The organism is Desulfosudis oleivorans Hxd3, from assembly GCF_000018405.1.
Taxonomy (GTDB): Bacteria; Desulfobacterota; Desulfobacteria; order Desulfobacterales; family Desulfosudaceae; genus Desulfosudis; species Desulfosudis oleivorans.
On sequence record NC_009943.1, the window covers coordinates 1,977,271 to 2,000,719 of the forward strand.

Below are 23,449 nucleotides of genomic sequence, written 5' to 3' on the forward strand. Positions count from 1 at the left end.
CGGATATTTTATGAAATGTCCGGGCTAGGCCATCAGCTCCTTTGCCGCCACCACAATGGCCCTGGCGTCAATGGCATACTTGGCCCGCAGGATCTCCTGGGAACCGTGTTCCACAAAGGTGTCGCCGATGCCCAGCCGTTTTACGGTCACGCCGGTTACCCGGTGATCATTGAGACACTCCAGAACGGCGCTGGAAAATCCGCCGGCCAGCATGCTGTCTTCCACTGTCAGTATCCGGGGGATGGCGCGGGCCAGGTCGCAGATCAGTTCCTCATCCAGGGGTTTGACAAACCGGCAGTTGACCACCGTGGCGGAGATGCCTTCGGTCTCAAGCTGCTGCCGGGCCGCCATGGCTTCGCATACCGTGCGGCCAATGGCCAGAATCAGAATGTCGCCGCCTTTCGTAAGGATTTTTGCTTTTCCGATGGAGACCGGCAACAGGGGGTCGGCCAAGGCGGCACCCGTGCCTTTTCCCCTGGGGTAGCGGACCGCCGCGGGGCCGTTGTGGGAAATGGCGGTGACCAGCATGCGGCGCAGTTCGTTTTCGTCGGCCGGCGCCATGATCGTCATATTGGGCATGCTGCGCAGGTAGGAAAGATCGAACAGGCCGTGGTGGGTAGGGCCGTCCTCGCCCACGATGCCGGCCCGGTCAATGGCAAAGGTGACGGGCAGGGACTCCAGGCAGACGTCGTGGATGATCTGGTCGTAGCTTCGCTGCAGGAATGTGGAGTAGATGGCCACCACCGGTCGCAGGCCGTCCGCGGCCATGCCCGCGGCAAAAGTGACGCCGTGCTGCTCGGCAATGCCCACGTCGTAGAACCGGTCTGGAAACCTTTGGGCAAATTCGGCAAGGCCCGTGCCTTCGGGCATGGCAGCGGTCACGGCCACGATGGCCGGGTCTTTTTCCGCCAGCTCCACCATGGTCCGGCCGAAGACCTGAGTGTAGGTGGACGGGCAGGGAGCCGCATCCGGCCGTTTGCTGCCGGTTGTGATTTCAAAGGCGCCCACGCCGTGGAAATAGGCCGGATCTCTTTCCGCCGGTTCATACCCTTTGCCCTTGGTGGTGGTGACGTGCAGCAGCACCGGCTCCCGGATTTCCCGGATGTTTTGCAGAATATTGACCAGTTGTTTGATTTTGTGGCCGTTAATGGGGCCGAAATATTCGAGGTTGAAAGCCTCAAACAGCATGCCCGGGGTGACAAAGGTTTTGAACGACTCTTCGGACCGCTTGGCAAACTGGTAGACATCGTCGCCGATGCCGGGCAGGGACCGCAGCAGTTCGCCCAGTTCTTTTCTCCAGTCCTGAAGATAGGTGGCCGACAGGGTGCGGCTTAAAAACGAGGAGAGGGCCCCCACGTTTTGAGATATGGACATGTCGTTTTCGTTTAAGATAACGATGAGGTTCTTGTCCTTGTGCCGGTCCCCTGCCTGGTTGAGTCCCTCGTAGGCAAGGCCCGCCGTCATGGAGCCGTCGCCGATCACGGCCACCACCTTGGACGGGTCGTTGCGCTGGTGCTTGGCGCAGAGAAACCCCAGGCTGGCCGAAATGGAGGTGCCGCTGTGGCCAGTGGAAAAGGAGTCAAACGGGCTTTCGCTGCGTTTGGTGAACCCGGACAGGCCCCCGTGCTGCCGCAGGGTGGAAAACTGCTCCCGTCGTCCGGTGAGAATCTTGTGAGCATAGGACTGGTGGCCCACATCCCAGATCACCCGGTCGTTGGGTACGTCAAACACGTAGTGAATGGCAATGGCCAGTTCCACGGCGCCCAGGCTGGAGGCCAGGTGGCCGCCGGTTTCAGAGACCACGCGAACAATCAGCTCGCGAATCTCCTCGGCCAGGGCCGGCAGGTCGGACACCGGCAGCTTTTTCAGGTCCGCGGGGGAGTCAATGGTTTCTAAGAGCCCCACCTGTTTACTCCTAAAGTTTTCTTTCGATTACATATTTTGCCACCGCACGTAGCGGATTTGCTTTTATACCAAGGGATTCAATCGCTTGCAAGCTCTTTTCCACCAGCTGGGCCGCAAACTTCCGGGAGGCGTCAATGCCCATCAGATTGGGAAAGGTGGCCTTGCCAAGGACATGGTCCGTGCCAATGGATTTGCCGGTGAGCAGGGGGTCTCCTTCCACGTTGAGCAGGTCGTCGGCCACCTGAAAGGCCAGGCCGATGTTTTCAGCGTATTCAATCAGCTTTCCGGTCTGTCGCACCGTTGCCTTTCCCGTAAGTGCCCCGGCATGTACCGACGCCGTGATCAGTGCCCCGGTTTTGAGCCGGTGGAGCTCTTTTAACTGGTCCAGACCCAGGTTGCCGCCCTGGGCCAGGATGTCCCGCATCTGGCCTTCGATCATGCCGTGGTTGCCCGTGGCCCGAGAGATCAGGTGGATCAGGGCCAGCCGCCGCTTTCCCTGAAAAAAGATATACCGGTCCGATGAGAGTACCTCAAAGGCCAGGGTGTGCAGGGCGTCGCCGGCAAAGATGGCTGTGGCCTCGTCAAAGGCCGCGTGGCAGGCGGGCTGGCCTCTGCGCAGGGGGTCGTTGTCAATGGCGGGCAGATCGTCATGCACCAGGGAATAGGTGTGAATCAGCTCGATGGCGCAGCCAGGAAAGAGGGCATCCTCCCATGTGCCGCCGACGGCTTCCGCCGCCGCCATGCAGAGGATGGGACGAAGCCGCTTGCCGCCGGCCTTCAGGGAGTGGCGCATGGCGGAAAAAAGCCGGCCCCCGGGAACGCAGTCAGCAAGAATCCGGTCCAGGGCCTCGTTGACGGCCTTTTGACGACGGGCAAGGTAGGTCTCAAGATTCTTCACGGTCGTCGTCACTTGCAAAGGGCGCGCTGATGGGGTTGCCGTCTTTGTCCTTCATCAGGATGCGGACCTTTTTTTCCGCATCGTTTAGCAGGGCGGTGCACTCTTCCGAGAGCTTGACCCCGGCCTCGAACTTTTTCAACGCCTGTTCAAGGGGCAGGGCTCCGGATTCGATCTCTTCGACGATCTGCTCCAGTTTTTGAAGGGACTGTTCGAAGTTTTTTTGTGTGGCCATGACGTTTCCTTTACGGCTTCGTAAAAAGCCCAATTTCTGCGTTGCGCTGCATTCACTCGTCACTGCGGCGTACAACCAGTACGCCTCATTCCTCGGGATTTGCGCGCCTTGAACTTGAACTTTTTACTTTGCCGTTACTTGTGTTCGCTTAAGAGAATATGGTTCCTTGTTTCATATTGTTCACCGGTCAACGGTGCACCGGACTGATCCATCGGACACAATAATCGTCAATGCGTCTCCCGGATCGGCCTGGCCGGTTTTTTTAATGACCTGTCCGTCGGAGACTTTTTGCGTAATACTGTAACCCCGCTCCAGCACGGCCCTGGGCGAAAGCGCAAAAAGCCGCTGGGTAAGACCGTCCACCCGGTGCCGGTTTTCCCGAAGATATGTGGTCTGCATGGCTGAAGAAAGGCGTTCTACAAGCCGGTCCGTTAATGCCAGGCCCTCTGTTGTCAGTCGCTCCGGCATGCGGGAAAAGAGCTGTTTCTGCTGCCAGGCCAGCCGTTCGGCCCGTTTGGCAATTTCCCGGTCAAGGGCACGGACCAGCCGCATGGCCAGTTCGTCCAGCCGGAGCAGGGCGTCGCCCAGGGCCCGGCGGGGGTCGATCAGCCGCTTGGCCATGTCGCGCAGTGCACGGCGCCGGTGACGGATGATGTTATCAAACCCTTTTACCATGCGGACCCGCAGGTTTCGGCAGTGGGCCAGGAGCTCTTTTTTTACCGGCACGATCAACTCTGCCGCGGCCGACGGGGTGGGAGCCCGCAGGTCGGCCACAAAATCGCAGATGGTAAAATCGGTTTCGTGGCCCACGGCCGACACCACCGGTATGGCGGATGCGGCCACGGCCCGGGCCACGGTCTCGGTGTTGAAGGCAAACAGATCTTCCAGGCTGCCGCCGCCCCGGGCCACCACGAGTACGTCGGCATCGGCCCGCCGGTTGGCCAGGGCCAGTGCCGCGGCGATCTCAACGGCCGCCTTATCCCCCTGGACCGAGGCGGGAAGAATTTCGATCTCAATACCGGGAAAACGGCGGGTCATCACATGAATCATGTCGTGGACAACGGCCCCGGTGGGAGATGAGATCAGGCAGACCTTGGCCGGCAGAAAGGGAACCGGTTTTTTCCGGCCCGGATCAAACAGCCCTTCGTCGGCCAGCTTTTTTTTCAACTGTTCAAAGGCGGCCACCAGCTCTCCCATGCCCTGGGGCATGATGTGCTCAAAGATCACCTGGTAGTTGCCCCGGGGGGCGTAAACGCTGATCCTTCCCAGGCCGGTGATCTTCATGCCGTCTTCGGGCATAAACTTCAGGCCGCGGTTCTGGTTGACAAACATCACGGCCTGAACCTGGGCGGTGCTGTCTTTTAAGGTAAAATAGAAGTGGCCGGAGCCGGGCCGTTTGAAGTTGGAAATCTCGCCTTCCACCCAGATAATGGGAAACTGTTTTTCCAGCAGGACCTTGATTTCACCGGTGAGCCGGGAAACCGTGTAGATGCCGCTTTCCGGCAGGCTGGTGTGTGTTTGTGCCATTGCTGATTCCCATTTGTGGAGTTTGTCTGTTTTTTATCATACCCATGGAGCGGACTCAACAGGGAAGAAAGGCGCGTAGAATTCTGGCCCCCTTTCAATGCATCGACTGTATTATCATCTTGACGACATACGCTAAAATCTGGTTTTATGGACACCCTGGCGGTTTGCCGGAATGTTTTGCCGCCTGCGTGGAATTTTTGAGGGAAACGAAAAATGAGAATCGGCACGGGATACGATCTGCACCGGCTGGTGAAAGGCCGCAGGCTGGTGCTGGGCGGGGTGGCCCTTCCGTTTGAAAAGGGACTGGACGGCCATTCAGACGCGGACGTGCTGGTGCACGCCGTTTGCGACGCCCTGCTGGGGGCTGCCGGCCTGGGCGACATCGGGGACCATTTTCCGGATACCGATGCCCGGTTTAAGGGTGTCTCCAGTCTCCTCTTGCTGACAGAGACGGGCCGGATGCTGAAAGAAAAAGGGTTTTTTGTGGTTAACATCGACGCTACCGTCCTGGCCCAGGCCCCGAAACTGGGAGCCCATAAAGCCGCCATGGCGGCCAATATGGCAACGGCCCTGGGCATTGATGCCGCCTGTGTCAATGTCAAGGCCACCACCACCGAGGGGCTTGATGCCGTGGGCCGGGGCGAGGCCATGGCCGCCATGAGCGTGGCCCTGATTATTGAGGAAGAGGCCAGGGATTCGAGGGGCCAGGGGGCCGGGTGAAAAGGCACGACAGACGGAATCGATTTCGATCCCGATCCCGATTTGGATGACAAGGATAAAATCATGACACTTTCTATTTATAATGTGCTGACAGGCAAAAAAGAGCTGTTTGTGCCGGTAAATCCCGGAAAAGTGGGGATGTATGTGTGCGGCCCCACGGTGTATGGACCGTGCCACATCGGCCATGCCCGGTCTGTTGTGGTGTTTGACGTGATTGCCCGGTACCTGAGGGTTGCCGGTTATGATGTCACTTATGTGCGCAACTTCACCGACGTGGACGATAAGATCATTCACCGGGCCGCCGAAGAGGGGAAAACCTCGGAGCAGATCGCTGAAAAGTATATCGCCGAATTCTACCGGGACATGGACGCCCTTTTTGTTCAGCGGGCCACGGTGGAACCCAAAGCCACCGAGCATATTGATGACATTCTTGCCGTGATTCAGATACTGGTGAACAAGGGGGTTGCCTACGAGGCCGGCGGGGATGTCTTTTTTTCAGTGGAGGCCTTTCCCGGCTACGGCAAGCTGTCCGGCCGGAAGCTGGACCAGATGGAGGCCGGTGCCCGCATTGAGGTGGATAAACGCAAAAGAAACCCTTTTGATTTTGTGCTGTGGAAGGCGGAAAAACCGGGCGAGCCTTCATGGGAGAGTCCCTGGGGCAGGGGACGGCCCGGCTGGCATATCGAGTGCACGGCCATGAGTTCCCGTTACCTGGGCCAGACCTTTGACATTCACGGCGGCGGCAAGGACCTTATCTTTCCCCATCATGAAAACGAGATCGCCCAGTCCGAGGCGGCCTTTGGCCGGGAGTTTGCCCGGTTCTGGGTGCATAACGGGTTTGTTCAGATCAACCAGGAAAAGATGTCCAAGTCCCTCAACAACTTCAAGATGATCAACGAGATTCTTGAGGCTTACCATCCGGAAACGGTGCGCCTGTTCCTGCTCTCCAGTCATTACCGGAGCCCCATCGATTTTTCCGATACCTCCATGGCAGAGGCCGGGGCCGGCCTGGACAAGCTCTACACGGCCCTGGGCCGGGTGGAGGCGCTGACACCTTCCGGGGAAAAACCGTCACCGGCCTCAGACGGCGATGCCGGTGAATACTGGAACAGTTTTTGCCAGGCCATGGACGATGATTTTAATACCGCCAGGGCCGTTGCCGCGCTGTTTGAGACGGCCCGCCATATCAACCGGCTGCTGGACCAGGCCGGGGATCTGCTTACCGCGGATGTATCGGCCCATTATGATGTCATGCGAAAAAGCGGCGACGTGCTGGGGCTTTTCAACACACCGGCTCAGGTCTATTTCGAGGGGCGCAAGCAGGCGGCGGCTAAAAAGGATGCCGTGGACCCGGCCGAAATCGACCGCATGGTGGCTCAACGGGTCGCAGCCCGCAAGGCAAAAGATTTTGCAAAAGCCGATCAGCTTCGCAAGCAACTGACCGACCTTAACGTGGTGCTTGAAGATTCGCCGGACGGCACCACCACATGGAAGTTTGCCTAGTACGAATATTTGTTTTGGCACGCGTCATTACCCGGCTTGCCGCATACGCACGTCTCACATTACCCGGTCGGCTGGTTTCTGCTGTAGATTATGGCCAGGCCAGGTCGTATAAGTGATCGTCATTACCCTGGCTGATCGCATACATGTGCGTCATTACCCGGCTTGACCGGGTAATCCAGTGTAAAATTGATTTGATACCTTATTAATGCGGTACTGGGTCAATCCTGGGCTGGATCGCCCAATCAAGTTGGGCGATGACGGAGAGGTGTTGGGCGATGACGAAGGGAGGTTGGATTCATTTAAATGTCGCTTACTTTGTCTGAAATTGAAGAGCTCAGGCTCGCCAAAAACCTTCTGGAGCATCCCGGTCTTGCCGCGAAAATCAGCGACATGGTGGGGTCGCCTATTGAAAAAGGGTTTGCGCGGCTTCCGGAAAAGTGGGCCCTGGCGGTAAACGCGGCGGCATCCCGCTCCATTACCGCGGCCCTGGATGTCGCCCTGCGAACCCTGGACCGGAGCGGTCCCCGGCCGCCGGCCAACCGGTGGCACAAACTGGCGGCCGGAGCCTCCGGTGCCGTTGGCGGGGCATTCGGACTGGCGGCCCTGGCTGTTGAACTGCCGGTCTCCACCACCATCATGCTCCGGTCCATTGCCGATATCGCCAGAAGCGAGGGCGAAGATCTCGCGGTTCTGGAGGCCCGGCTTCAATGTATTCAGGTGTTTGCCCTGGGCGGCCGGTCAAAAAAGGATGACGGCACCGAGACCGGCTATTTCGCGACCCGGGCCGCCATGGCCAAGGCGGTGTCTGAGGCCGCGTCCCACCTTGCAAGACGGGGCGTGTCTGACACCAGTGCCCCGGCCATTGTCCGACTGATTACCCGGATCGCTTCCCGGTTTTCTATCGTGGTGTCTGAAAAAGCGGCGGCCCAGGCCGTGCCCCTTGTGGGCGCGCTGGGCGGGGCCGCCATCAACACCGTGTTCATCAACCATTTTCAGGACATGGGCCGGGGCCATTTTATCATCCGCCGGCTGGAACGGCTTCACGGTCCGGACGCGGTGCGGCGGGTGTATGAAACAGTGTAGCCGGTCATGAGTATCCATCGGACTGTTTGACCGTTTTCCCGGCGCGATTCGGTTTGCAATCCCCCGATCCCGGTGATATGATCAGGCCATCTTTCGAGGCTTCTGCCCGCTGCCGCCAGTCTCTTTTTGAGCCTGTGATTCAATCTGCGGTTTTTCCTTCCCCCTTTCAGCCTCGACGTGGGATTTTTCGACTGTCACAGACCTCTATTCGTTTTGTAATGGAGGGACACCATGCAACTCAAACTCTGCCCACCACGGCTTCCAGCAACGCCTTTGCGCTGATGGAAGCCGGACACTTCTGTGAAGAGACGCAAGCCGTTTTTGTTTTTTAATCGCCTTTGCAAAGGGGGGCATATGAAAAAACAACTGTTCAATTATGAAACGCTGCTGAAGATCACCAATGCCATTTCCCACTCCAAGGATCCGGAAGAGGTGGTACTGATCACGGTGGAGAGCATCAAGACCGCGCTGAACGTAAAAGGGTGCACACTTTTTCTTATCAACCGGCAGACCGATGAACTGGAGGTGGCGGCATCCTTCGGCCTCAGTGAGGAGTATATCAACAAGGGACCGTTGAGCGCGCTCAAGTCCATTGGCGACTCCCTGAAGGAGGGGCCGGTGGCGATTTTTGACGTGGCTGATGATCCGCGCATTCAGTATCCCGAGGCGGCAAAAAAGGAGGGTATCGCGTCACTGGTTTCCGTTCCGGTGGTCAGCGGTGGGCGCATCATCGGGGCACTGCGGATTTACACGGCTGAGCCGTGGGAGTTTACCCTGGAGAACTTGAATTTCATCCAGGCCATGGCAAACATCACCGGCATGGCCATCGGCATGGCCCGGCACTTGCGGGGAATGAAGGAGAGCATCGAAGTGCTCAAGACATTGAGAGACCCCAGGACACTGAAGTCTAAACGCAGGACGCCGTTTGAAGGGGTTCCCCGCAGTGTTTCGGTGGCTCATTGACCCGGGACCAGATTAGTGCACGCCCATCACGTGAACCGGCCGTGCCCTGTTTCAGGCGCATGGCCGGTTTTTTTTCGGCAGCAAACCGCCCGGTGCCGGATGATGTGAAAAAAGAGTTGATTCTGAAACAAGGAACCCATAAACTTTTGTCAAACCCTGTGGATCAATCGACATATCATCATTGAAAGGTAAAACCAATGTCCCTTGTCCGCCTGATTTACGCCAGCCAGTTGACTGAAGCCTGTGACCTCAAAGCCTTGCGCCAGATTCTCAAGGTCGCCCGTGAACGAAACAAAGATCTTGCCGTCACCGGCGTGCTCTGTTACGACCCGCAATATTTTCTCCAGTGGCTTGAAGGCCCCATGGACCATGTAAACAGCCTGTATGTCGATATCGTAAAAGACCCCCGGCACGCAAACGCCACGATCCTGGACTACCGGCAGGTCAGTGCCCGTTCCTTTGAAAGCTGGTCCATGGCCTATGTCGCCATGAACGAGGTGGATGCCGCGGTTCTTTTTAAATATTCCGCAACCCGGCAGTTCAATCCCTTTGAGATGTCGGCCGACAGCGTGGTCGGATTCATCACTGACCTGGCAAGGGAAAAAGACGCTTTTTTCAACCAGTCGGAGACCGATATCGCCTGATTCCCAAAGGTTTCGGCGATGGAATATCTTCGACGGTTGTCGGAGGTCAACGGTCCCTTTCGGTATTCAAGCCCCCCGTTTTTTGTCTGGAAAGACACCCATCCTGTCGGGTGTGATCTTGGCAGACCAAATCAAGATGCCTGTACACATTTTCTGAAACGTCACCTTTTTTTACATTTCGTCAATCCTGATTACACAATGTGGTATTTCGGCCTGCCGCCTGAAAAATTAATATTTAATCATTCCAAGTCATTGCCCTGCAATTAAGTTGAATTGTGGCGGCACGCCCCTTGCATAATGAAAAGCAGCACGGTCTGTGATGCACGGGCCAGACACAAGAACCGGTAATTTTATTTTCAAGGGGAGGTTTGCCATGCAAAACGCCAAGAAATTTAACGATCGAATTACCTTAGGGCTGGTTCCAAGTGCAGAAGACATCAAACAGCTAAAGGAGTTGGGATACAAGACGATTATTGACCTTCGAGACAACCAGGAGCTTTTTGGCGGCCTTGTTGCAAAAAGGGCAAAAGAGGCCGGTCTGACCTACATTCATATCCCGGTTCAGCGGGACGCCATTCAGCTTGAGGATGTGAAGGCGTTTTATCGGGCGGTGTATGCCAGGGGAAGCGCACCTTTATATGTGTTTTCCCGCCTGGGTCGTAAGCCCCTGGTCTTTGTGCTCCTGTTTGATGCGGTAGCGCAAAGCAAGTCGCTGGTGAGGATTTATCGACAGGCCAACAGGCTTGGTTTTCACCTGGAGTGTGACTTCCCGATGCAGACCTTTCTGTACAACCTCTACAATTCAGGGGAGTTCAGGGAGATGGTGGACGAGATTCGCCGGTCCCGTTCCGATCTTTTTGAATCACTCGCGCCGTCGCCGCATCAGGTTGAGGAGGAGTATGACTTTGGTGTGGACGCCGTCACTGAAAAACTGCTTCAGATCACCAGCACCTATTCACAGACAAAAGACAATGCCATGCTGCAGAAGGCCCTGGCCGATCTGTTGGCGACTGTAAAAAGGTAGACACGATTCTAAAAAAACGTTGACGCGGTTGACCGGGTTACGGCTTTCCGTACAACTCCCGAATCTTGGCCCGCAGCATCTTGCCCACCGGGGAGAGGGGGAGCTCCTCCACCAGGACCACGGACCGGGGAATCTTGAACCCGGCCAGCTTGCCCTTGCAGAAGGCAAGAATGTCGTCGGGGGCCGGGGTTGCGCCGGCCACGGGTTTGATCACGGCCCTCACGGTATGGCCCCACTCTTCGTCGGGTATGCCGATGATGCAGACGTCATCCACGGCCGGATGGTGATGCAGCACCTCCTCCACCTCCAGGGGAAAGACCTTTTCCCCGCCGGTGTTGATGCACTCCTTTTTGCGGTCCACCAGCCGCACTTCACCGTCTTCGTCGATGTAGCCGAGGTCTCCACCCTTGAACCACCCGTCCTGCATGGCTTCGGCGGTTTTTTCATCATCCTTGTAGTAGCCCTTCATGATCCAGCCGGACCGGTACATGATTTCACCGATCTCGCCCCGGGGCACCTCGTCGCCCTTTTCATCAACGACCCGGACATCGAGAATCGATTTGCCCACTGATCGTTCTTTAAGATTTTCCGGACCGGTGTCCACGCGAAAGCTGGTGATGGGGGTCATCTCGGTCTGACCGAACATGTCCAGCAAAAGCACGCCGGGAAACTTTGCAAACATTTTCTTTTTCAGGTCCACGGGGCAGACCCCGGCGCCGGTGGCAATGGCCAGCAGGGATTTAACGTTGTACTTGTGAAAGTCGGGAAAGCTGACCAGCTTTTTCCAGCCGGTTGGCACATTGGCCATGAACAGGGGTTGTTCGGCTTCCACGGCGGAAAGGATTTTTTCCGGGTCAAAACTCAGGCCGTCGATCATGATCTGGCAGGTGTTGCCCAGCAGCACGCCCAGCATCAGGATCTGGTAAGAGGCATCATGGAAAAAAGGCATGGACGGGGTCATAAACCGGACCGTGCTTTTGTATCCGATGCGGGTTGCCGGCGGATGGGTGAGCAGGTAGCGCACCGCCTTTTCTATGGAGGTATAGGCCTTTTTGCTGGACAGGATTTTTCTGGCAAGCCTGGTTTTCAGCAGTCCCGGCGCCAGCCCCATGCCCGGAACGGCTACGATTTTGGTGATCCCTTTCAGTTGCTCGGCAGTCAGGTTCACCTCGGCCGTGCGGGTGACAATGGAGGCAAACAGGTTGCAGAACATGTCCACGTGGCCGGCATAGGTCAGCATGACCCCTTTGGGAAAGCCTGTTGTGCCGCCGGTGTAGACCATGACCGCCACGTCGTCCCAGCCGGTGGCCACCTGGGGAATGTCCGGCCTGCCGCTGTTTAAAAAATCTTCGTAGGCTGCGCAGCCGGCAATGGCCGACGGACCGTGGCAGACAAACCGTTCTATTTTGGTCAGCTGCGGCGCCGCCGCTTCCACGGCCTCGGCAAAGGTCGCTTCATAGATAAACACCCTGGCGTCGCTGTGATTGACCTGGTAGGTGACCTCCGGCCCTGTAAAACGGTAATTGACGGGAACGGGAATGGCGCCGGCGCTCTGCACGGCATAGTTGGTCTCCAGAAAGGCCGGGCAGTTGTGAAACATGAAGGCGACCTTGTCGTTTTTTCCAACGCCCGCGGCGATCAATGCGTTGGCCAGCCGGTTGACCCGGCTGCCCAGTTCCTTCCATGTGGTTCGCCGTTCTCCATACACCATGGCAAGGCTGTTCGCGTTGTTCCGGGCGTGGAAGTTGAGGCTGTTGGCGATGATGTTGGAAGAAAGCTTTTCCATGAAATCTCCTTTCAGCAGGTCGGGGATGTTACCGTTGTGCCGCCACACCGGCCGGGTGTGTAACGTAAGGGCGATCATTTCTTATAATTGACAAGGTGTCAATATTAAAAAAGTGGGATTCAGGACAGACCCGGCCTGACGATGGAAGATTCCCGTTTGGTGATAACCGGGTTTGTGGTAGGATTTGGCGTGAACTGACAAACTGCCAAATCCGTCATTGCCCAACTTGATTGGGCAATCCAGAATCAAAATGATCTGATACCGAATTGATAAGGAACAAGGCCAATTCTATACTGGATTACCCGGTCAAGCCGGGTAATGACGACTACGTGGGCGGCCGGGCAGGTCAAGGGAGACAGGCCGGGTAATGACAAACTGCCTTATCCGACATTGCCCAGCTTGCGTGTCCGCCATAGCCTTGGCCACGGCGGAACTGGGCAAGCCATGAAAGGAAACGTTTTGGATGATTTGATACGAGAAAGAATCCAGCGGGTGAGAAGACATCTGGCCGGCCTGGAATCCGACACCCTTCTGGTGCTCTCCGATGAGAACCGGTTTTATTTGAGCGGTTTTTCCGGCCTTGACGGCGGATACAATGAATCGGCCGGGGTGCTGTTGATCACAAACGACCGGCTGGTCCTGGCCACGGACGGCCGTTACAACGTGCAGGCGGAAACCGAGGCCCCTCTGTACGAGGTGGTCTGTTACCCCGCGGGCCTGGCCCGGATTCTGCCGGACCTGCTGGCCGATCTGGGCACCCGGCACATGGGATTTGAGGCCGGCCGCATGCCCCACGCCGATTATCTTCGCATATCAAAAGCCCTTGAAGAAAAAGGGCTGAAGGTTTCTTTTACGGATGCGGCCCCGGTGCTGGACCGGCTGCGCGTTCAAAAGGAGCCTTTCGAAATCGACGCCATCCGCCGGGCCCTGGCATTTGCGGAAAACGCCTTTGAACTGTTTGTCAGTTATGACCTTGCGCCGGGCATGACCGAAAAAGAGGCGGCCTGGGTCCTGGAGCGGCGCATGCGCGAGATGGGGGCTGATGGCCTGTCGTTTTCTATTATTGCAGCCTTTGGTGAAAACAGCGCGCTGCCCCACGCGGTGTGCGGGGACCGGGTCGCGCAACCCGGCATGCCCCTGCTGTTTGACTGGGGGGCCAGGGCAGGGGGGTACTGTTCAGACACCACCCGCAGCTTTGTTCTGGCAAAGGCCGATTCGGATTACCGCAAGGTCCATCAGGCGGTTTACGACGCCCACATGAAGGCCGTGGAAGCCATACAGCCGGGTGTCAGCGCAAAAGCGGTGGATGCCGCGGCAAGGGACCATATCGACCGGGCCGGGTTTGGCGGAAAGTTTTCCCACGGCCTGGGCCATGGCGTTGGCCTGGCCATTCATGAACCGCCCCGGGTCAGCGCCCAGAGTGAGGATGTGCTGGAAGAGGGCATGGTGGTCACGGTGGAGCCGGGTATTTATCTTCCCGGCTGGGGCGGGGTGCGGCTGGAAAACATGGCGGTGGTCCGGTCCCACGGCGCCGAATTGCTCAACCGGCTTCCCCTTACCCACACGGAGCCCGGGGGGCAGCCTTCATGAGTGCCACGGAACGCCTTGTGGACCAGTACATGAGCTACCTGCTGATCGAAAAGGGGCTGGCGGAAAACAGCCTGGAAGCCTACGGCAGCGACCTGGCCGCTTACCTGGATTACTTAAAGGCGCAGAACATTGACCGCGTGTCTGAAACCGACATGCCGGTTCTCCTAAAGTATCTGATTTTCCTGCGTGACAGGGGTCTCAATAAACGGTCCCGGTCCCGTCACCTGGTGACTCTGCGCGGGTTTTACCGGTACCTGGCCCAGGAAAAGGTGCTGGCCTTCAGCCCGGCCGAGACCATCGACCTGCCCAAAAAGGGGTTGCGGCTGCCTGACGTGTTGAGCGTGGACGAGGTGAAAAAGCTGCTGGCCGCGCCCGACACCACCACGGCCCGTGGCATGCGGGACGCGGCCATGATCGAACTGATGTATGCCGCCGGCCTTCGGGTGTCTGAACTGGTGGCCATGAAGGTACAGGACGTGAACACCGAGGTCTGTTTTGTCCGGGTGTTCGGCAAGGGGGCAAAGGAGCGGGTGGTGCCCATGGGCGCCTATGCAAAGGAGAAACTGGAGGCCTATCTGTCGGGCGCCCGGCCCGCGCTTTTGAAAAACTATGCCAGTCTTTTTCTGTTTGTGGCGTGGCGGGGCCGGCCCATGACCCGCCAGGGATTCTGGAAGGCCCTGAAAAAATACGGGCTGGCCGCGGGCATTCGCAAGTCCATCAAACCCCATACCCTGCGCCACTCCTTTGCCAGCCATCTTCTGGAGGGCGGAGCCGACCTGCGCTCGGTCCAGATCATGCTGGGCCACTCCGATATCTCCACCACCCAGATTTATACCCATGTGACCTACCGCCATCTCAAAGACGCCCATGAAAAGTTTCATCCCCGGTGAACCGTTTCTTCCTTTTCCAAATCGAAATCGGGATCGAACTCGATTTTCTGGAATGCCGTCCCGTCCCTGATTTGATCCAACGCAATGAATCGTTTTTGCATTAAATTTTTATTTTAAGCACCATGGTAATGGGTTGACAAACATAGGGAAAACCTTAAGAATAGGCGGATTGAGAAAATCAGCAGGCCTATTCCGACCATACGGGGGTGGATATGAACGCGAGAATTGACCGTTGTTCAGCCGGATTATCCGGCTGTGGAATATGGAACAATGAAAAAGGGGCGGCGCCGGAAACCGGCGTGGACGCCGTCTCTGTCGCCCTGAAAAATCTTTCCCGGCCGGTCTTTGCGGTTAATGTCAACGGCTGCCTGGGCGTGGCCAATCATGGCCAGGCCTGCATTTCTATCGGAAAAAATCATGATGCCGAAGGCGGCTTTCCCCTTCTGGGATATGCCCCACCGCTTCTGCCGGAAAATTTCGGTGATCCCTATTTTAAAGAGCTGATCGGCATTCGCTACGCCTATGTGGCCGGCGCCATGGCCAACGGCATCACTTCTGTTGCCATGGTGGAGGCCGCGGCCAGAGCCGGCATGGTGGGTTTTTTCGGAGCCGCCGGCCTGGCCCCCGCCGAGGTGGAAACGGCCATTGACCAGCTTCACCAACGCCTGGGTGATCTTCCCTTTGGCATGAACCTGATCCATTCGCCCGGCGATTCCCTGCTGGAAGAGGCCGTGGTGGATCTCTACCTGCGCAAAAACGTGCGGCTGATCAGCGCGTCGGCCTTTATGCGGCTGACCCCTTATATCGTGCGTTATCGGTTGACCGGTATTCATAAAGACACCACCGGCCGGGTTGTGGCCCCCAACCGCATCGTGGCAAAGGTCTCCCGGGTGGAGGTGGCGGCCCGTTTTTTTGCCCCGCCCCCTGAAAAACTGGTGGCCCAGCTTCTGGACCAGGGAAAGATCACGGCCGAAGAGGCGGCCCTGGCGTCCGCGATTCCCATGGCCGATGCCCTTACCGCGGAGGCTGATTCCGGAGGTCACACGGACAACCGGCCGGCCCTGGGCCTGCTGCCCACCATGACGGCCCTGAGGGACGAGATGTGCCGGACCCACGCCTATGACCGGCCCATTCCCGTGGGACTGGGCGGTGGCATTGCCACGCCGGAGTCGGCGGCCGCCGCTTTTGCCATGGGCGCGGCCTATGTGCTGACCGGCTCGGTGAACCAGTCCTGCGTGGAGGCTGGTGTGACGGACATGGTGCGGCAGATGCTGGTGGAGGCGGGCCAGGCCGACGTAACCATGGCGCCGGCGGCCGACATGTTTGAAATGGGCGGCAAGGTGCAGGTGCTCAAGCGGGGCACCATGTTTGCCATGCGGGCCTCCAAGCTTTACGAGCTTTACGTGCGGTACAACCGGTTTGACCAGGTGCCGGAAAAGGACAGGGAAATGGTGGAAAAGACCCTGCTTCGCTGCTCCTTTGACCATGCATGGGAAGAGACAAAAACGTTTTTCCAGGCCCGTGATCCCCGCCAGATTGAGCGGGCTGAAAAAGACCCGCGTCACATGATGGCCCTGGTGTTCCGTTCCTACCTGGGCCGTTCCTCCATGTGGGGCGTGACCGGAGAGGCGGACCGCAAGGTGGACTTTCAGATCTGGTGCGGCCCGGCCATCGGGGCCTTTAATGAGTGGGCAAAGGGCAGTTTTCTGGAGGCCATGGAGAACCGGACCTTTGTCACGGTGGCCATGAACCTGCTCTTCGGCGCGGCCGTGGTGACCCGGGCCGTGTGGCTTGGCCTTCAGGGCGTGGATCTGCCGGTGGAAGCCCGCCGGTTTGCTCCCACGCCCCTTGCCGAGATCGAGGCGTATATGAAGCGTCAAGTCTGACGCCGACGTGTGTCGGTCTTTCAATCGAAATCGCTATCGCTATCGGTATCGAAATCGATACGGGATCAAGAGTAAGAGCAAGAGCAAGAATCAGAGCGGTAAATACCTGAGAATAGCAACAACAGGAAAGGTAGCATCTTGAAGAAAGAGGGCGGCATCGACAACCAGGCAGTGGCCGTTGTGGGCATGGGAAGCCTGTTCCCCCTGTCCGCCAGCGTAAAGGAATACTGGCGCCTGATCTCCCGTGGTGAGGACGCGATTACGGATGTACCTTCCACCCACTGGTCGGCGGAAGATTATTTTCGCCAGGATTCCAAAGGCGGCGATTTTACTTACTGCAAACGGGGCGGGTTTCTCTCCGCCATTGATTATGATCCCACTGAATTCGGCATTCCCCCCACCATCCTGGAAGCCACGGATACGGCCCAGCTGCTTTCCCTGGTGGTCACGAAGATGGCTTTGGAGGATGCCGGGTACGGCGACACCGGCCGGGCCTGGAACCGGGAGCGCACCGGCGTGGTGCTGGGCGCCACCGGCACCCAGGAGCTGGTGGTTCCCCTGGCCTCGCGCCTGGGGTTTCCCTTCTGGAAAAGGGCGCTGGAGGATGCCGGTGTACCGGCGGAGGTGGCCGACGACGTGATGGCCCGCATCTCCGACGCCTATGTGGCCTGGCAGGAGAACTCCTTTCCCGGCCTGCTGGGAAACGTGATCGCCGGCCGCATCGCCAACCGGTTCAACCTGGGCGGTACCAACTGCGTGGTGGACGCAGCCTGCGCCAGTTCCCTGTCGGCTGTCAACCTGGCGGTTCTTGAACTCTTGTCCGGAAAAAGCGACATGATGCTCACCGGCGGAGTGGACGCGCTCAATGATATTTTCATGCACATGTGCTTTGCCAAGACCTCTGTACTCTCCTTTAGCGGAGACGCCAAGCCTTTTTCAAAGGATGCCGACGGCACGGTTTTGGGCGAAGGCATCGGCATCGTGGTACTCAAGCGCCTGGCTGATGCCGAGGCCGACGGAGACAGAATCTATGCCGTGATCCGGGCCATGGGCACCTCCAGCGACGGCCGGTCGGCCGGCATCTACGCGCCCGTGGCCGAAGGTCAGCTACGGGCCCTGCGGCGGGCCTATAACGATGCCGGGTTTTCGCCGGAAACGGTGGCGCTGATCGAGGCCCACGGCACCGGCACCCGGGTGGGAGACGCCGTGGAGTTTGAGGCCCTGAAGACCTTCTTCAATGAGTCGGGCGTTGAAGGCAAAGACCGGTGCGCCATCGGTTCGGTAAAGTCCATGATCGGCCACACCAAGGCAGCGGCCGGCGCCGCCAGCCTGATCAAGGCATCCCTGGCCCTTTACCACAAGGCGATTCCCCCCACCCTCAAGGTGACCGAGCCTGATCCCAAAATCAATATCGACCAGACCCCTTTTTACATCAGCACCAGCTTGCGGCCCTGGCTTTCCACAAAAAAACACCCCCGCCGGGCCGGCTTGAGCTCATTTGGTTTCGGGGGCAGTAACTTTCATGTGGTGATGGAAGAGTACAAAGCGGAAAAAGAGACGCCTGCCTGGGACGGTTCAGTGGAGATCGCGGCCTTTTCCGGGGACTCGGCCGCGGATGTTCAGGCCGGGCTGAAGACCTTCACAGAGGGCGTGGAGGCCCATGCGGCAAAGGCGGGCGGGCGGTTTGCCGGTGTGCGGGTCACCGCCTTTAAAACAAGGGAAACCTTTTCTCATGCCCATGCCTGCCGCCTGCTGATGGTTATTGAAAGAACCGATGACGTGGCTGACCTTCTGCAAAAGGCCATGGCCGCCGTCACCGGCGGCGATGCCGCGGCGGCGGATGGCAAAAAGATTTTTTACGACACCGAAGCCGGTCATGCCGGCAAGGTCGCTTTTATTTTTCCGGGCCAGGGCAGCCAGTATCCTTACATGGCAAGAGACCTGGCCGTGGCCTTTCCCGAGGCCCACGCGGTGTTTGAAACCGCGGACATTCAGTTTGCCAACCTGGGGGCCGCCCCGGACATTCGGCTTTCGGACCGCGTTTTTCCGCCGGGTCTGTTTGAGAAGGATAAAAAGAGCACGGAAGAGGCGTTGCGAAACACCGATTTCGCCCAGCCGGCCATTGGTGCGGCCAGCCTGGCCACAAACAAGGTGCTTGCCCGGTTCGGCTTGTGTCCGGACATGACCTGCGGCCACAGCTTCGGAGAACTGTCCGCCCTGTGCTGCGCCGGATGGATGGATGAGGAGACGTTTCTCTCCCTGGCCGCGGCCCGGGGAAAATACATGGCCGCCGCCGGAAAAGAAAAAGGCGCCATGCTGGCCATCAAGGCCGACCTGGCCAGAATTGAACAGTTTATCGCCGACAACGGTCTGGACCTGGTCCTGGCCAACCGGAACAGCTATGAGCAGGGTGTGCTGTCGGGCCGTGAGGCGGAGATCGACCGGGCCGCTGAGTTGTGCAAGAAAGACAAACTCAGGGCCACCAGGCTGACCGTGGCTGCGGCCTTTCATACCGAGTTGGTTCAGGACGCCGCCAAACCTTTCAAAGACTACCTGAGGAAAAAAGATATAACTTGTTCTGATATAAAGGTTTTTTCAAACGTCACCGCCCAGCCGTATCCTCGTGATCCCGCAGAAACCAGAAAGATTCTGGGCAATCAACTGCTCAACCCGGTCAATTTCGTGGAAGAGGTCGAGAACATGTATGCCGATGGTGCCCGGACCTTTCTGGAGGTCGGCCCCAAGTCGGTGCTCACCGGGCTGGTCAAGTCAATTCTAAAAGGAAAACATTTTGACGCCCTGGCCACGGACGGGTCCGGAGGCCGGAATTTCGGCCAGACCGATCTGGCACGGGTAATCTGCTTTTTCGCGGCCCAGGGTCGGCCCGTGCGGCTGACCGAATGGGAAATACCGCCTGTCCAGGCCCGCCAGCAGAAGATGTCGCTTTCCATCTGCGGTGCCAACTATCGCAAGGAAAAACCGGCCCGCCCCAAACGGGCCCCCATGGTTCAGAAAACAGAGCCGGTTCCTGTAGCGGCTTCCGGCCTCCAGACAGCCCCGGCATCAGCCGCGCCACCCCCGGGGCCTGACACCGACCTGGTGAAAAACGCGCTTGCCGTGGTGTCGGAAAGCCTGCGCTCCATGCAGGCCCTTCAGCAGCAGACCGCCGATGCCCACCAGAAATTTCTGGAGACCCAGACCGAGGCGGGAAAGGCCCTTGGCATTGTACTGGAGAAGACCCGTAGCCTGGGTCAGACCGTGATGGGCGAAGATGGTGTGGTTCCGGCCGTTCCCATTAAAAGGTCAGCACCATCGGCCCCTGCTGTAAGACCTGAGGCCACGCCTCCTTCCGAACCGAAGGCCGCCATCCCGGCCGCGGCCCCCAAAACCCCTGCCGGGCAGTCGGTGGATATTGCCGCAATCGAGGCGGCCATGCTGGACATTGTGAGCCGGGTTACCGGCTATCCGGTGGAGATGCTGGGCCTGGAAATGGACATTGAAAACGACCTGGGCATTGACTCCATCAAGCGGGTGGAAATCCTGTCGGTGTTTGAAGAAGAGCACCCGGACATTCCATCGGCCACCCCTGAAGACCTGGCCGAGATGCGCACCTTAAAGGAGATCTGTGATCACCTGGTATCTCTTTCCGGTGCCGTGGCAGGAACGCCATCGGCTGCTCCGGCTTCGGCTGCCGCCCGGGCCTCATCAGCGGATATCGAGGCGGCCATGCTGGACATTGTGAGCCGGGTTACCGGCTACCCGGTGGAGATGCTGGGCCTGGAAATGGACATTGAAAACGACCTGGGCATTGACTCCATCAAGCGGGTGGAAATCCTGTCGGTGTTTGAAGAAGAGCACCCGGACATTCCATCGGCTACGCCAGAAGACCTGGCTGAGATGCGCACCTTAAAGGAGATCTGTGATCACCTGGTATCTCTTTTCGGTGCCATGGCAGGAACGCCATCGGCGGCTCCGGCTTCGGCTGCCGCCCGGGCCTCATCAGCGGATATCGAGGCGGCCATGCTGGACATTGTGAGCCGGGTTACCGGCTACCCGGTGGAGATGCTGGGCCTTGAAATGGACATTGAAAACGATCTGGGCATTGACTCCATCAAGCGGGTGGAAATCCTGTCGGTGTTTGAAGAAGAGCATCCGGACATTCCATCGGCCACCCCTGAAGATCTGGCCGAGATGCGGACGCTAAAGGAAATCTGCGACCACCTGATGAAACTGGGCGGGATTCAGACGACCCCGGCCGGGGATAAGCCAGCCCCGGCCGTTACAGCGGAACCCCCTGAGGATACCGCCGATTCATCCGGGCCGGTGTTGCGCCGGGTCATTCAAATGGAGAGCCTGCCGCCGGACAGCCAGCCGCCCCTGGCGCTGGCAAAAGGCAAAACCCTGTTTGTCTGCACAACCGACGCATCATGGGGCAGGGCGGTGGTCGAGGCGTTGATGGCCATGGATGTCAATGCCGCGCTCCTGGAAAACGTTTCCCCTGAGCAGGATGTTTCAAATGCCGGCGGCCTGTTGATCCTGGGCGGCCTTGACCCCGCGGAAAAGCAGTTATGGCACCCGGAAGATGAGCGGTTTGTCAAGGACGCCTTTGCCCTGGCCGGCCGCGTGGGGCCGGTGCTGATCGACGGTGTCAAAAAGAACCAGGTCGGTATTTTTGCCGCCGTCACCTTTCTGGACGGCCAGTTGGGTTTCGGCAGGACCCGCGCGTTTAATCCCATGCAGGCGGCCCTGGCCGGGCTGGTGAAAACCGCGGCCATTGAATGGCCGGGCGTGACCTGCCGGGTGATCGACCTTGATCCCGAATGGACCGACGTAAAGGCGGCGGCCCATGCCGTGGCAATGGAGATTTTAAGCGCTGAAGACCCGGTTGAAGTGGGGCTTTCAGTGGAAGGCAAAAAAGGTGTTGCCCTGGCTGCGGCTCCCTGCGAACCCGAGGACCTGCCGCTTAAGTCCGGCGACGTGGTGGTGGTATCCGGCGGTGCCCGGGGTGTTACCGCCCAGTGTGCCCTGGCCCTGGCAAAAAAGGTTCGGCCCGTGTTGGTGTTGCTGGGCCGGTCCCCGCTGCCCGGGCCTGAGCCGGCCTGGCTGGCCGGTGTGACCAGCGAGCCGGAGATCAAGAAGCAAATCCTGGAAAATGAATTTTCCGGCAAAACCGCCACCCCGGCTGAAGTGGACCGGGTTTTTAAAAAGCACATGGCCGGTCGGGAGATCGCGGCAAACATGGAAGCCCTTCGGGCCGTATGTACCGAGGTGGTGTATCGCTCCACCGATGTGCGCGATGATGCGGCCGTGGAAGACCTGTTCAAAGCGGTCAGCGAAAAATTCGGGCCGGTGCGCTGTATTGTCCACGGCGCCGGGGTACTGGAAGACCGGTTTATCATTGACAAGACCGCCGACCAGTTCGACCGGGTGTTTGATACCAAGGTGGCCGGGGCAAAGGCCCTGGTTTTGGCGGCGGACATGAAGGCGCTGCGGTGCCTGGTCTTTTTTTCTTCGGTGAGCGCCCGTATGGGCAACAAGGGCCAGGCCGACTACGCCATGGCCAATGAGGTACTCAACAAAACAGCCCAGTTGATGGCCCTGCAAAACCAGGGATGCCGGGTAATCTCCTTTAACTGGGGACCGTGGGACGGGGGCATGGTGACCGCCTCGTTGAAACGGGAGTTTGAAAAGAGCCGTGTAGCCCTGATTCCCCTGGCCGCCGGGGCCCGGTGCATGGTGGAGGAGATGGCTTCGCCTGCCGGTGACGTTGAGGTGGTGATCGGCGCCGGGTTTGATGATGTCGGCAAGGCCACCCCGGAAACCAGCCCCGCTCCGGCACCCGCAAAAAAAGAGGTCGAGAACACGGGCCCGCTTTTTGAGGCCTTTACCCGCAAAGTGGATGTGGAGGAGTTCCCGGTATTAAAGTCCCACCTGCTGGACGGCAGGCCGGTGGTGCCCTTTGCCCTGGCCGCCGAGTGGGTGGGCAGCGGCGCCCTGCACGCCAACCCCGGCCTGATGCTGATCGGCATCGACGACATGCGGGTGCTGTCCGGCATCAAGGTTGATGAAACCGGCCGCACCGTTACAGTGCTGGCTGGAAAGCCGATCAAAAGCGGGACCGCCTTTGAAGTGGCGGTGCAGATAAAAAGCGACAGCAGCGGAAAGGAGACGGTGCACTACGGGGCACGGGCCGTTCTTGCCGCCGCCTATGAAACGCCCCCTGTGTTTACGGAACCCGCCTCGCTTGCCTCTTCCGGTTATACCCGCACCGCAGCCGAGCTCTACGATACGGTCCTGTTTCACGGCAAGGCCCTTCACGGGCTTCAGGAAGTGGTGGCCTGTTCAACGGAGGGAATCAAGGCAACCATCAGCAGCGCGCCTTCTCCCAAGCAGTGGATTCGCCGGCCGGTCCGCAACACCTGGCTGGCCGACCCCCTGGCCCTGGACACGGCCTTTCAGATGGCCATTGTGTGGTGCCACGAACAGGCGGGCATGGTCTGCCTGCCGGTCTCTTTTAAATCCTTTCGGCAATACCGCACCGCGTTTCCCGCCGAGGGCGTAACCGCCGTCCTGGCCGTCACCAACCGGACCAGCCGCAAGATGCGCGGGGATGTCTTTTTCCTGGATGAGAACGGCGCCATGGTGGCCTGCATGACCGGGTTTGAAGCGGTAATGGACAAGTCGCTGGGCGCGGCCTTTAAATCATAAACAAAGGGTTCAAGGGGTCAAGTCCGGATGCCTTATCCAAATCGGGATCGGGATCGACATGGATAGGGGAGTAAGAGTAAGAGCAGGGAA

The 23,449-nt window shown here is 58.7% G+C and carries 15 protein-coding genes; 10 read left to right on the forward strand and 5 right to left on the reverse strand.

What is annotated here, in order from left to right; all coding sequences use genetic code 11:
* Positions 1-24: 24 nt before the first annotated feature.
* From dxs to xseA, 4 genes are all read right to left on the reverse strand, one after another.
* On the reverse strand, positions 25-1,905 hold the full coding sequence (gene dxs, locus DOLE_RS08535; RefSeq protein ID WP_012175082.1) for a 1-deoxy-D-xylulose-5-phosphate synthase: 1,881 nt from the start codon (positions 1,903-1,905) through the stop codon (positions 25-27).
* 10 nt (positions 1,906-1,915) lie between these two features.
* Entirely contained in the window at positions 1,916-2,803 is an 888-nt protein-coding gene (locus DOLE_RS08540) for a polyprenyl synthetase family protein (RefSeq protein ID WP_012175083.1), read from the reverse strand.
* Positions 2,790-3,035: an exodeoxyribonuclease VII small subunit gene (locus DOLE_RS08545; RefSeq protein ID WP_012175084.1), complete on the reverse strand. Its 246-nt coding sequence runs from the start codon at positions 3,033-3,035 to the stop codon at positions 2,790-2,792. The genes DOLE_RS08540 and DOLE_RS08545 overlap by 14 nt, the downstream gene beginning before the upstream one ends.
* 180 nt (positions 3,036-3,215) lie before the next feature.
* The gene (xseA, locus tag DOLE_RS08550) at positions 3,216-4,562 is read right to left on the reverse strand and encodes an exodeoxyribonuclease VII large subunit (RefSeq protein ID WP_012175085.1); all 1,347 of its coding nucleotides are present in this window, start codon (positions 4,560-4,562) and stop codon (positions 3,216-3,218) included.
* A gap of 213 nt (positions 4,563-4,775) precedes the next feature.
* Here xseA and ispF point away from each other — a divergent pair, with 213 nt between their 5' ends.
* The 6 genes from ispF (at position 4,776) to DOLE_RS08580 (ending at position 10,499) form a co-directional block, all read left to right on the forward strand.
* The gene (ispF, locus tag DOLE_RS08555) at positions 4,776-5,282 is read left to right on the forward strand and encodes a 2-C-methyl-D-erythritol 2,4-cyclodiphosphate synthase (protein ID WP_012175086.1); all 507 of its coding nucleotides are present in this window, start codon (positions 4,776-4,778) and stop codon (positions 5,280-5,282) included.
* 63 nt (positions 5,283-5,345) lie between these two features.
* Complete coding sequence (cysS, locus tag DOLE_RS08560) at positions 5,346-6,785, forward strand: cysteine--tRNA ligase (protein WP_012175087.1); 1,440 nt, start codon at positions 5,346-5,348, stop codon at positions 6,783-6,785.
* A gap of 303 nt (positions 6,786-7,088) precedes the next feature.
* Entirely contained in the window at positions 7,089-7,868 is a 780-nt protein-coding gene (locus DOLE_RS08565) for an EcsC family protein (protein WP_012175088.1), read from the forward strand.
* 354 nt (positions 7,869-8,222) lie between these two features.
* Positions 8,223-8,831: a GAF domain-containing protein gene (locus tag DOLE_RS08570; RefSeq protein ID WP_012175089.1), complete on the forward strand. Its 609-nt coding sequence runs from the start codon at positions 8,223-8,225 to the stop codon at positions 8,829-8,831.
* Positions 8,832-9,028: 197 nt separating this feature from the next.
* A complete protein-coding gene (locus DOLE_RS08575) occupies positions 9,029-9,475 on the forward strand; it encodes a BLUF domain-containing protein (protein WP_012175090.1) in 447 nt (148 codons plus the stop codon).
* A 373-nt stretch (positions 9,476-9,848) separates the two neighbouring features.
* Entirely contained in the window at positions 9,849-10,499 is a 651-nt protein-coding gene (locus DOLE_RS08580) for a fused DSP-PTPase phosphatase/NAD kinase-like protein (protein ID WP_012175091.1), read from the forward strand.
* A gap of 37 nt (positions 10,500-10,536) precedes the next feature.
* Here the strand turns inward: DOLE_RS08580 and DOLE_RS08585 are convergent, their stop codons facing one another.
* A complete protein-coding gene (locus tag DOLE_RS08585) occupies positions 10,537-12,285 on the reverse strand; it encodes a class I adenylate-forming enzyme family protein (RefSeq protein WP_041280446.1) in 1,749 nt (582 codons plus the stop codon).
* Positions 12,286-12,777: 492 nt separating this feature from the next.
* On the opposite strand from DOLE_RS08585, the gene DOLE_RS08590 reads away from it, so the two are divergent.
* From DOLE_RS08590 to DOLE_RS08605, 4 genes are all read left to right on the forward strand, one after another.
* Positions 12,778-13,875: an aminopeptidase P family protein gene (locus DOLE_RS08590; RefSeq protein WP_208596974.1), complete on the forward strand. Its 1,098-nt coding sequence runs from the start codon at positions 12,778-12,780 to the stop codon at positions 13,873-13,875.
* Positions 13,872-14,765 (forward strand): site-specific tyrosine recombinase XerD, encoded by an 894-nt coding sequence (gene xerD / locus DOLE_RS08595; RefSeq protein WP_012175094.1) that lies wholly within the window; start codon positions 13,872-13,874, stop codon positions 14,763-14,765. Before DOLE_RS08590 ends, xerD begins: the two co-directional genes overlap by 4 nt.
* Positions 14,766-14,977: 212 nt before the next feature.
* Complete coding sequence (locus tag DOLE_RS08600) at positions 14,978-16,651, forward strand: PfaD family polyunsaturated fatty acid/polyketide biosynthesis protein (RefSeq protein ID WP_012175095.1); 1,674 nt, start codon at positions 14,978-14,980, stop codon at positions 16,649-16,651.
* A gap of 138 nt (positions 16,652-16,789) precedes the next feature.
* Positions 16,790-23,359 carry a type I polyketide synthase gene (locus tag DOLE_RS08605; protein WP_012175096.1) on the forward strand — a complete coding sequence of 2,190 codons (6,570 nt, stop codon included), beginning with the start codon at positions 16,790-16,792 and terminating at the stop codon, positions 23,357-23,359.
* Positions 23,360-23,449 lie beyond the last annotated feature (90 nt).